The organism is Streptomyces sp. CB01580, from assembly GCF_001905795.1.
Classification (GTDB): Bacteria; Actinomycetota; Actinomycetes; order Streptomycetales; family Streptomycetaceae; genus Streptomyces.
Genome location: NZ_LIXJ01000042.1, coordinates 41430 through 51903, shown reverse-complemented (window position 1 = coordinate 51903; position 10474 = coordinate 41430). Strand labels below are relative to the sequence as shown.

Sequence of the window (10474 nt, the reverse complement as noted above, 5' to 3'; positions counted from 1 at the left end):
CCCGCCGCCCGGGCCTCCGGCGTCACACGTCCGCCGCACCGGCCCGGGCGGTGCCCCCCGTCCGTCCTCCCCAGGAGGCGTCAGGAGCCGGGAGGCGTCAGGAGCCGGGAGGCGTCAGAAGAGGGAGAGGTCCGGGCCGTCGTCGCGTCCGCCCTTCTCGAAGGGCAGTTCCAACCTTACCAGATTCTTTTTCCGTTCCGTTTCCGGTTCGAATTTCAATTCCGGTGGCCGTTGGATGGCCTTTTGCCTTTCGGCGGGCCCGACTTTATCAGAGATTCTGAGTCGGAATTCCGCCGCGCTGCAGGAGCCACGGACACAAGGGTGTTCGTGGTGCTGTGCGGTCGGGCGGAGCCGTAAACGTACTGGAGCGGGGTGCCCCGATGCAAATCGGGGCACCCCGCTCCAGGGTTCGCGTGCGCCGGTCAGACCTCGACGACGACGGGAAGGATCATCGGGCGCCGACGGTAGGTGTCCGAGACCCACTTCCCCACCGAGCGGCGGACGAGCTGCTGGAGCTGGTGCGGCTCCACCACCCCGTCCTGCGCCGACTTGTTGAGCGCGTCCTCGATCTTCGGCACGACGGCGTCGAACGCGGAGTCGTCGATGCCGGATCCGCGGGCCTGGATGTAGGGACCGCCCGTGATCTTTCCGGTGGTGCTGTCGACGACGACGAAGACCGAGATGATGCCCTCGTCGCCGAGGATGCGGCGGTCCTTGAGGGAGGTCTCGGTGACGTCGCCGACCGAGAGCCCGTCGACGTACACGTAACCGGCCTGGACCTTGCCGGCGATCCTGGCCCTGCCGTCGACGAGGTCGACGACGACGCCGTCCTCGGCGATGACGATGTGGTCCTTGGGCACACCGGTGAGGGCGCCGAGTTCGGCGTTGGCCCTGAGGTGACGCCACTCGCCGTGCACCGGCATCAGGTTCTTCGGCTTGCAGATGTTGTAGAAGTACAGCAGCTCGCCGGCCGAGGCGTGCCCGGAGACGTGCACCTTGGCGTTGCCCTTGTGGACCACGTTGGCGCCCCAGCGGCTCAGACCGTTGATCACGCGGTAGACCGCGTTCTCGTTGCCCGGGATCAGCGACGACGCCAGGATCACGGTGTCGCCCTGGACGATCCGGATCTGGTGGTCACGGTTGGCCATGCGGGACAGGGCGGCCATCGGCTCGCCCTGGGACCCCGTACAGACCAGCACGACCTCGTCGTCGGGCAGGTCGTCGAGGGTCTTGACGTCGACCACCAGGCCCGCGGGGACCTTCAGATAGCCCAGGTCGCGGGCGATGCCCATGTTGCGCACCATCGAGCGCCCGACGAAGGCGACCCGGCGGCCGTACTCGTGGGCGGCGTCGAGGATCTGCTGGATGCGGTGCACATGGCTGGCGAAGCTCGCCACGATGATGCGCTTGTGGGCGTTGGCGAAGACCGTGCGCAGGACGTTGGAGATGTCCCGCTCGGGCGGCACGAAGCCGGGGACCTCCGCGTTGGTCGAGTCGGAGAGCAGCAGGTCGATGCCCTCCTCGCTCAACCGGGCGAACGCGTGCAGGTCGGTGAGCCGGCCGTCCAGCGGGAGCTGGTCCATCTTGAAGTCGCCGGTCGCGACGGCCATGCCCGCAGGCGTGCGGATGGCGACCGCGAGGGCGTCCGGGATGGAGTGGTTGACCGCGACGAACTCGCAGTCGAAGACGCCGATGCGCTCGCGCCGGCCCTCCTCGACCTCGAGCGTGTACGGGCGGATGCGGTGCTCCTGCAGCTTCGCCTCGATCAGTGCGAGGGTCAGCTTGGAACCGATGAGGGGGATGTCCGGCTTCAGGCGCAGCAGATACGGGACACCACCGATGTGGTCCTCGTGGCCGTGCGTCAGGATGATCCCCTCGACCTCGTCGAGGCGGTCCCGGATCGTGGTGAAGTCCGGCAGGATCAGGTCGACTCCGGGCTGCTCCTCCTCGGGGAAGAGGACACCGCAGTCGACGATGAGCAGACGGCCGTCGAACTCGAAGACCGTCATGTTGCGGCCGATCTCACCGAGGCCACCGAGCGGGGTGACACGGAGGCCGCCCTTGGGGAGCTTCGGCGGGGCGCCGAGTTCGGGGTGCGGATGACTCAAAAGACTCTCCTTACCACGCGCGCCACGTACCGCTTGGGCACGTGGCGCGCATGTCATTTCGTGCACTTGCTGTTGTCTGTTGTGTCGATCTTGAGAGTTTTCTTCTTTTATTCAGTTGTGAAGTCCGTGATCAGAGCTCTACCCCGCCGGCGGCGAGATCGATCTTGAGCTGTGCCGTCTCCTGCGCGGTGAGCTCCACCATGGGCAGGCGCAGCGGGCCGCCGGGAAGGCCCTGGAGCGCCAGCGCGGCCTTGGTGGTGATCACGCCCTGGGTGCGGAACATGCCGGTGAAGACCGGCAGGAGCTTCTGGTGGATCTCCGTGGCCTTCTGGACGTCGCCGCCGAGGTACGCCTCGATGAGGGCGCGCAGCTCGGGGGTGACGACGTGGCCGACGACGGAGACGAAGCCGACGGCGCCGACGGAGAGGAGCGGCAGGTTCAGCATGTCGTCGCCGGAGTACCAGGCGAGGCCGGACCGGGAGATGGCCCAGCTCGCGCGGCCGAGGTCGCCCTTGGCGTCCTTGTTGGCGACGATGCGGGGGTGCTCGGAGAGCCGGACCAGCGTCTCCGTCTCGATGGGCACACCACTGCGTCCGGGGATGTCGTAGAGCATCACCGGCAGTCCGGCGGCGTCCGCGATGGCCGTGAAGTGGCGGAAGAGCCCCTCCTGCGGCGGCTTGTTGTAGTACGGCGTCACCGCGAGCAGGCCGTGCGCGCCGGAGCGTTCGGCCGTGCGGGCGAGTTCGACGCTGTGCCGGGTGTCGTTGGTGCCGATGCCGGCGACGACATGGGCCCGGTCCCCCACCGCTTCCAGGACCGCCCTGACGAGCTGGTCCTTCTCCGCGTCGCTGGTGGTCGGGGACTCGCCGGTGGTGCCGTTGATGATCAGGCCGTCGTTGCCTGCGTCCACCAGGTGGGCGGCGAGCCGCTGGGCACCGTCGAGGTCGAGTGCGCCGTCCGCCGTGAAGGGCGTGACCATGGCGGTGAGGACCCTCCCGAAGGGGGTCTGCGGAGTGGAGATCGGAGCCATGGGTAACACGCTACTCGCTGCTCAGGGCCCGTGGACCCCTCGGGGGGACACACCATAGGAGCCCGACACTGCCTGCTCGGGGGTTCAAGCAGTGCCGGGTCCGTTTGATCAGCCTAGATGAACTTCACGAAACGTCGCAATATGGACACCGCTTACGGGGCAACACGTCCGTTTTTGTTGAAGGCTGCATGGGTGAGCGGCATGAGCCGGGCCCAGTGCTCCTCCATCCGCTGCCCCACCATCTCGATCTCCCGCTGTGGGAAGGAGGGCACCGCCGCCAGCTCGTGCTGGGTGCGCAGACCGAGGAAGTGCATCAGCGAGCGGGCGTTGCACGTGGCGTACATCGAGGAGTACAGGCCGACGGGGAGAACCGAACGGGCGACCTCGCGGGCCACCCCGGCGGCGAGCATCTCCTGGTACGCCTCGTACGCCTGGCGGTAGGAGTCCTCCATGACACGGCCGGTGAGCTCGTGCTGCGCCTGCGTGCCCTCAACGAACTCGTACTTGCCGGGACGGCCCTGCTGGACGAGCTTGCGCGACTCGTCCGGAACGTAGAAGACCGGCTCCAGCTGCCGGTATCGGCCCGATTCCTCGTTGTACGACCAGCCCACGCGGTGACGCATGAACTCCCGGAACACGAAGATCGGGGCGCTGATGAAGAAGGTCATCGAGTTGTGCTCGAACGGGCTGCCGTGCCGGTCGCGCATCAGGAAGTTGATGAGCCCCTTGGAGCGCTCGGGGTCCTTGGTGACCTCCTCCAGGGACTGCTCGCCGGCAGTCGAGACACGGGCCGCGAACAGGACGTCGGCGTCGCCCGCGGAGTGTTTCACCAGCTCGACGGTGACATCACTGCGGAAGCTGGGCTTTGCGGGCTCGGGGGTCTCGGTCACCGGCGGGGTCCTTCCAAATCGCGTCGCACGGGCGGCGCCCACTCTACGGGCCGCCACCGACAACGCGGCCCGGAAGGTCCACCCCAGGACTTCTTCGACGAATTCGGCGATTCGGGGCACCAAACGGGCCTGTCGCACGTCTGTCTCAATAGCAGCACCGACCACAGAGTTCAAGGAGAGCTTCCTCATGTTCCGCCGGCGCGAGTCCGTCCCGTTCTCGTTCGTGTCCGAGGCCGACAGCTTCCGCAGCAACGTCACTCCGCCCCCGCGGGAGCGCACCAGCGTCTCCCAGATGGCCGCCCGCTCGCTCGTCGGGCTCACGATCGTCGCGGGTCTCGTCGGCTCCCTGGTGCTGGGCATGCCCGCCCTGAGCCCGCAGAGCGAGTCGCACCCCCAGCAGACCGAGGCCGCGACCGGCCGCTGAGCGGCCCCGCCCCGTACAGGCCCCCTGGGGTGGTCGGGCCGGTGATCTCCTCGATAGCCTCACCGGGCACAGCAATCGAGCGTGCTTGTGAGTGAGGATCAGTCGTGCCCCTGCCCTTCCTGACGGCCGACCGCGCGTTTGACGCGGGCGCTGAGGACGTAGCGCTGCCGTTCGACGACCACGACAGCTGGCGGCGACCGTACCGCCCCGGGCCCTGGCGGGTCGCGGCCGCGGCCTCCCTGCTGCTGCTCGCGTCGTTCGTCCTCCTCGCGGGGATGATCACCGCGTTCGCCGGGGCGGTGTCCGGCGCGGCCGTGTGTCTGGGGGTCGCCGCCGCGGTCATCGCCTCCGCCCTGCGGCTGCTGCGGATGGGTGCCTGGGTGAGTCGGCACGGGGTGCGCCGGGTGGGCCTCCTCTCGACGGCGACGGTGCCGTGGGACCAGGTCTCGGCGATCCGCACGGTTCAGCAGCCGGTGCAGTGGCTGGGGTTCCCGCGCACGGTGCAGGGTCAGGCGCTGATCGTCGTCCGTCGGGGCAGCGAGACCATGGCGCCGCTGCTCACCGACAACAACGCGGACTTCCTGGGGCGGCCCGAGGCGTTCGACCGCGCCGCCGACACGGTCGAGGTGTGGGGGGACGAGTACCGGCGCGACCGGGAGCCTGTCGGGTGACCTCCGACCGGGCGGCCACGACCTGGCACGCGCTTCCGGCGTCGCCGGGATGCCCTGGGACGGGTTCTCCCCTGCTCGAACGAAGCCGAGAGCCCGGAGCAGCCGCTACAAGAACATCCGGGTGCCTTGGCAGCCGACGCGCCATGCCGCGTCGGCTGCCCGGTCGAAGGTCACCCGACAGACACTGAGACGCCTGTTCATCGCTCGGGCCCGGCGGCCGTCCACGGCCGCCGGGCCCGAGCCCGTTCGTCACACCCTTCTCAGGCGCCGGACGGGCGTGATCCGGCGGCCTTCGCGCCCTTGCCGGACCGGGCGGGCGTCTCCCGCGCGCGCAGGGCGATGGCGCGCTGCATGGCCTTCCGGGCCCTGGGGGTGTCCCTGGCGTCCTGGTAGGCGACGGCCAGCCGGAACCAGCAGCGCCAGTCGTCCGGGGAGTCCTCCGTCTCCGCGCGGCGCCGGGCGAACACGGCGTCGGCCGAGTCGCGGTCGATGCGGCCGGAGGGGGTGCGGACCAGTTCGTCGACCGGCAGGCCGCCCTCCGCGTCGAGTTCCGCCGCCAGCGCGTTGGCCCGCGCCACGAACCGGGTGTTCTGCCAGAGGAACCAGACCCCGATCACCGGCAGGATGAGCACGGAGACCCCGAAGGCCACCGTCAGCGGGGTGCCGTGCTCGATGAGCAGGACGCCACGGCTGCCGACCAGGACGAAGTAGAAGACCAGGACGGCGGCGGTGACGAAGTACGTGATCTTTGCGCGCATGGCGGGGCCCAGTCAGTCCAGGTCGAGGAAGTGTTCCAGGCCGAACGTGAGCCCGGGGGTGGTCACCACGCGGCGGACGCCGAGCAGGATGCCCGGCATGAAGCTGCTGTGGTGCAGGGAGTCGTGCCGGATCGTGAGGGTCTCGCCCTCGCCGCCCAGCAGTACCTCCTGGTGGGCGAGGAGGCCGCGCAGCCGGACCGCGTGGACCGGGACCCCGTCGACGTCCGCGCCGCGCGCGCCGTCCAGGGCCGTGGTCGTGGCGTCCGGCTGCGGGGCGCAGCCGGCCTTCCGCCGGGCCTCGGCGATCAGCTGGGCGGTGCGGGCCGCGGTGCCCGAGGGGGCGTCGGCCTTGTTCGGGTGGTGCAGCTCGACGACCTCGACGGACTCGAAGTAGCGAGCGGCCTGCTGCGCGAACCTCATCGTGAGGACGGCGCCGATGGAGAAGTTCGGTGCGATGAGCACCCCGGTCTCCGGGGAGCCCTCCAGCCAGGTGCGCAGCTGCGCGAGCCGTTCGTCGGTCCAGCCCGTCGTGCCGACGACGGCGTGGATGCCGTGCCGTACGCAGAAGTCGAGGTTGCCCATCACCGACGCGGGGGTGGTGAGCTCGACGACGGCCTCGGCGCCGGACTCCACGAGGGTCTCCAGCTTGTCGCCGCGGCCCAGGGCGGCCACCAGCTCCATGTCGTCGGCGGCCTCGACGGCTCGTACCGCCTCGGCCCCGATGCGGCCCCTGGCGCCGAGAACGGCCACGCGCAGCTTGCTCATGTGCTCTGCTTCCTTACCGGTTCTTGGGGTCTCGTGCTACGAGACCGCTTCTTCGAGGCGGTCGGCCTGCTTGTCCTTGAGCGGGCCGATGACCGAGAGCGAGGGGCGCTGTCCGAGGACCTCGCCCGCGACCGCGCGGACGTCGTCGGGGGTGACCTGTGCCATCCGGTCCAGCATGTCGTCGACCGACATCTGATCGCCCCAGCACAGCTCGCTCTTGCCTATGCGGTTCATCAGCGCGCCGGTGTCCTCCAGGCCGAGGACCGTGGAACCGGAGAGCTGACCGATCGCCCGGCCGATCTCCTCGTCGCTCAGCCCCTCGGACGCTACCCGGTCCAGCTCGTCGCGGCAGATCTTGAGGACGTCGTGGACCTGGCTGGGCCGGCAGCCCGCGTACACGCCGAACAGACCGCAGTCGGCGAACCCGGAGGTGTACGAGTAGACGCTGTAGGCGAGGCCGCGCTTCTCCCGTACCTCCTGGAAGAGGCGTGAGCTCATGCCGCCGCCGAGCGCGGTGCTGAGGACCCCGAGGGCCCAGCGGCGCTCGTCGGTGCGGGCCAGTCCCGGCATGCCGAGGACGACGTGGGCCTGCTCGGTCCTGCGATTGAGCAGTTCGACGCGGCCCGCGGTGCGCAGGGTGCGGGAGCCGGTGCGCGGGCCGACCGGGACGGCGTCGGTGCGGGACAGGGCACCGGCGCGCTCGAACGCCTTGCGGACCTGGCGTACGACCGTGGCGTGGTCGATGTTGCCCGCGGCGGCGACGACCAGACGGGTCGGGTCGTAGTGCTTCTTGTAGAAGCGGGCGATCCGGCCGCGGTCGAGCGCGTTGATGGTGTCGACGGTGCCGAGGACCGGGCGGCCGAGGGGGGTGTCGCCGAGCAGAGTGTGCGCGAACAGGTCGTGCACGCAGTCGCCCGGGTCGTCCTCCGTCATGGCGATCTCCTCGAGGATGACGCCGCGCTCGGCGTCGACGTCCTCGGGGGTGATCAGCGAGCCGGTCAGCATGTCGCAGACGATGTCGATGGCCAGCGGCAGGTCGGTGTCGAGGACCCGCGCGTAGTAGCAGGTGTACTCCTTCGCCGTGAAGGCGTTCATCTCGCCGCCGACCGCGTCGATGGCGGCGGAGATGTCGAGGGCGCTGCGCCGTGCGGTGCCCTTGAAGAGGAGGTGTTCGAGGTAGTGCGTCGCGCCGTTGAGGGTGGGGGTCTCGTCGCGTGATCCGACGTTGGCCCAGATCCCGAAGGTGGCGGAGCGGACGGTGGGCAGGGTCTCGGTGACGATCCGCAGACCGCCGGGGAGGACGGTGCGGCGGACCGTTCCGACGCCGCCGGTGCCCTTGAGAAGCGTTTGGGTACGGGCGACGGCCCGCGCCTTCGAGGAGGCACGGGCCGTCGTCACGGAACTACGGGACGTCACTTGGCGGCGTCGTCCTTCTTGTCGGCCCCCGCGGCGGAGCCGCTGTCGGACTCGGCGTCCTCGATGACGGGGACGAGGGAGAGCTTGCCGCGCGAGTCGATCTCGGCGATCTCCACCTGGACCTTGGCGCCGACACCGAGCACGTCCTCGACGTTCTCCACGCGCTTGCCGCCGGCGAGCTTGCGGATCTGCGAGATGTGCAGCAGGCCGTCCTTGCCGGGCATGAGGGAGACGAACGCACCGAAGGTGGTGGTCTTGACGACCGTGCCCAGGTAGCGCTCGCCGACCTCCGGCATGGTCGGGTTGGCGATCGAGTTGATCGTGGCACGGGCGGCCTCGGCGGCCGGTCCGTCGGCGGCACCGATGTAGATGGTGCCGTCGTCCTCGATCGTGATGTCGGCGCCGGTGTCCTCCTGGATCTGGTTGATCATCTTGCCCTTGGGGCCGATGACCTCACCGATCTTGTCCACCGGGATCTTGACGGTGATGATCCGCGGGGCGTTCGGGGACATCTCGTCCGGGACGTCGATGGCCTCGTTCATCACGTCGAGGATGTGGAGGCGGGCGTCACGGGCCTGCTTCAGCGCGGCGGCCAGGACCGAGGCGGGGATGCCGTCGAGCTTGGTGTCGAGCTGGAGCGCGGTGACGAACTGCCGCGTACCGGCGACCTTGAAGTCCATGTCGCCGAAGGCGTCCTCCGCACCGAGGATGTCGGTGAGGGCGACGTAGTGGGTCTTGCCGTCGATCTCCTGGGAGATCAGGCCCATGGCGATACCGGCGACGGCGGCCTTGAGCGGCACACCGGCGTTCAGCAGCGACATGGTGGAGGCGCAGACCGAGCCCATGGACGTCGAGCCGTTGGAGCCCAGCGCCTCGGAGACCTGGCGGATCGCGTACGGGAACTCCTCGCGCGACGGCAGCACCGGCACGATGGCGCGCTCGGCGAGCGCGCCGTGGCCGATCTCGCGGCGCTTGGGCGAACCCACGCGGCCGGTCTCGCCGACGGAGTAGGGCGGGAAGTTGTAGTTGTGCATGTAGCGCTTGCGGGTCACCGGGGAGAGGGTGTCCAGCTGCTGCTCCATGCGCAGCATGTTGAGGGTGGTGACGCCCAGGATCTGGGTCTCGCCGCGCTCGAACAGCGCCGAGCCGTGCACCCGCGGGATGGCCTCGACCTCGGCGGCGAGCGTACGGATGTCCGTGACGCCGCGGCCGTCGATGCGGACCTTGTCCTTGATGACGCGCTCGCGGACCAGCTTCTTGGTCAGCGCGCGGTACGCGGCGGAGATCTCCTTCTCGCGGCCCTCGAAGGCCGGGAGGAGCTTCTCGGCGGCGATCTCCTTGACGCGGTCCAGCTCGGTCTCGCGGTCCTGCTTGCCCGCGATGGTGAGCGCCTGGGCCAGCTCGGAGGTCACGGCGTCGGCGAGGGCCGCGTAGACGTCGTCCTGGTAGTCCAGGAAGACCGGGAATTCACCGGTGGGCTTGGCGGCCTTGGCGGCGAGGTCCGACTGGGCCTTGCAGAGGACCTTGATGAACGGCTTCGCGGCCTCGAGACCGGCGGCGACGACCTCCTCGGTCGGGGCCTCGGCGCCGTCCTTGACGAGCTGGATGGTCTTCTCGGTGGCCTCGGCCTCGACCATCATGATCGCGACGTCGCCGTCCTCCAGGACACGGCCCGCGACGACCATGTCGAAGACGGCGTCCTCCAGCTCGGTGTGCGTCGGGAAGGCGACCCACTGGCCCTTGATCAGGGCGACGCGGGTGCCGCCGACCGGGCCGGAGAAGGGCAGGCCGGCGAGCTGCGTGGAGCAGGAGGCGGCGTTGATCGCGACCACGTCGTAGAGGTGGTCGGGGTTGAGCGCCATGACCGTCTCGACGATCTGGATCTCGTTGCGCAGGCCCTTCTTGAAGGAGGGGCGCAGCGGGCGGTCGATCAGGCGGCAGGTGAGGATGGCGTCCTCGGAGGGACGGCCCTCGCGGCGGAAGAAGGAGCCGGGGATCTTGCCGGCGGCGTACTGCCGCTCCTCGACGTCCACCGTCAGGGGGAAGAAGTCGAGCTGGTCCTTGGGCTTCTTGGAAGCGGTGGTGGCCGACAGCACCATGGTGTCGTCGTCCAGGTACGCGACGGCGGAGCCGGCGGCCTGCTTGGCCAGGCGGCCCGTCTCGAAGCGGATGGTGCGGGTGCCGAAGGTGCCGTTGTCGATGACGGCCTCGGCGTAGTGGGTCTCGTTCTCCACTAGCGTTTTCTCCGTTACATGTCGTCTTTTCGTCCCCGCGCCCGTGTGGCGGGGGACGGTGGTGGAGAAGCGCTCCTTGACGGGCCGGTCTTCGATCGAAGCACCCGGTCGATGGGTCCGGGAGCCACTACCGAGGACCGGCGGCGGGGAGTTTCGCTTCTCGCTCGTCCGCGGGACG

The 10474-nt window shown here is 69.5% G+C and carries 9 protein-coding genes; 2 read left to right on the top strand and 7 right to left on the bottom strand.

The annotated features are described in order from the left end of the window. Positions 1 to 422: 422 nt before the first annotated feature. The 3 genes from AMK22_RS34775 to thyX all read right to left on the bottom strand — a co-directional run bounded on the left by AMK22_RS34775 (position 423) and on the right by thyX (position 4028). On the bottom strand, positions 423 to 2108 hold the full coding sequence (locus AMK22_RS34775) for a ribonuclease J (protein ID WP_073791500.1): 1686 nt from the start codon (positions 2106 to 2108) through the stop codon (positions 423 to 425). A 130-nt stretch (positions 2109 to 2238) separates the two neighbouring features. Next, entirely contained in the window at positions 2239 to 3138 is a 900-nt protein-coding gene (dapA, locus tag AMK22_RS34770; RefSeq protein WP_073791499.1) for a 4-hydroxy-tetrahydrodipicolinate synthase, read from the bottom strand. A 152-nt stretch (positions 3139 to 3290) separates the two neighbouring features. After that, positions 3291 to 4028 carry an FAD-dependent thymidylate synthase gene (thyX, locus tag AMK22_RS34765; RefSeq protein ID WP_073791497.1) on the bottom strand — a complete coding sequence of 246 codons (738 nt, stop codon included), beginning with the start codon at positions 4026 to 4028 and terminating at the stop codon, positions 3291 to 3293. A gap of 187 nt (positions 4029 to 4215) precedes the next feature. Here thyX and AMK22_RS34760 point away from each other — a divergent pair, with 187 nt between their 5' ends. Continuing rightward, entirely contained in the window at positions 4216 to 4452 is a 237-nt protein-coding gene (locus AMK22_RS34760) for a hypothetical protein (protein ID WP_073791495.1), read from the top strand. Positions 4453 to 4556: 104 nt separating this feature from the next. Next, positions 4557 to 5123 (top strand): hypothetical protein, encoded by a 567-nt coding sequence (locus AMK22_RS34755; protein WP_073791493.1) that lies wholly within the window; start codon positions 4557 to 4559, stop codon positions 5121 to 5123. 260 nt (positions 5124 to 5383) lie between these two features. On the opposite strand, the gene AMK22_RS34750 is transcribed toward AMK22_RS34755, so the two are convergent. Genes AMK22_RS34750 through AMK22_RS34735 form a run of 4 tightly spaced genes read right to left on the bottom strand, consistent with a single transcriptional unit; the run spans position 5384 to position 10296 of the window. Beyond that, complete coding sequence (locus AMK22_RS34750) at positions 5384 to 5881, bottom strand: tetratricopeptide repeat protein (protein WP_073791492.1); 498 nt, start codon at positions 5879 to 5881, stop codon at positions 5384 to 5386. A gap of 12 nt (positions 5882 to 5893) precedes the next feature. Further along, positions 5894 to 6646 carry a 4-hydroxy-tetrahydrodipicolinate reductase gene (dapB, locus tag AMK22_RS34745; RefSeq protein WP_073791490.1) on the bottom strand — a complete coding sequence of 251 codons (753 nt, stop codon included), beginning with the start codon at positions 6644 to 6646 and terminating at the stop codon, positions 5894 to 5896. 36 nt (positions 6647 to 6682) lie between these two features. Continuing rightward, positions 6683 to 8062, bottom strand: a complete 1380-nt coding sequence (locus tag AMK22_RS34740) for a M16 family metallopeptidase (protein ID WP_073791489.1) — start codon at positions 8060 to 8062, stop codon at positions 6683 to 6685. After that, a complete protein-coding gene (locus tag AMK22_RS34735) occupies positions 8059 to 10296 on the bottom strand; it encodes a polyribonucleotide nucleotidyltransferase (RefSeq protein ID WP_073791487.1) in 2238 nt (745 codons plus the stop codon). The genes AMK22_RS34740 and AMK22_RS34735 overlap by 4 nt, the downstream gene beginning before the upstream one ends. Between the last annotated feature and the right edge of the window lie 178 nt (positions 10297 to 10474).

Bases quoted from the DNA above. Each gene is read 5' to 3' on its own strand.
- AMK22_RS34760 (WP_073791495.1), top strand. From the start codon at position 4,216: ATGTTCCGCCGGCGCGAGTCCGTCCCGTTCTCGTTCGTGTCCGAGGCC.
- dapB (WP_073791490.1), bottom strand. From the start codon at position 6,646: ATGAGCAAGCTGCGCGTGGCCGTTCTCGGCGCCAGGGGCCGCATCGGG.
- dapA (WP_073791499.1), bottom strand. From the start codon at position 3,138: ATGGCTCCGATCTCCACTCCGCAGACCCCCTTCGGGAGGGTCCTCACC.
- AMK22_RS34750 (WP_073791492.1), bottom strand. From the start codon at position 5,881: ATGCGCGCAAAGATCACGTACTTCGTCACCGCCGCCGTCCTGGTCTTC.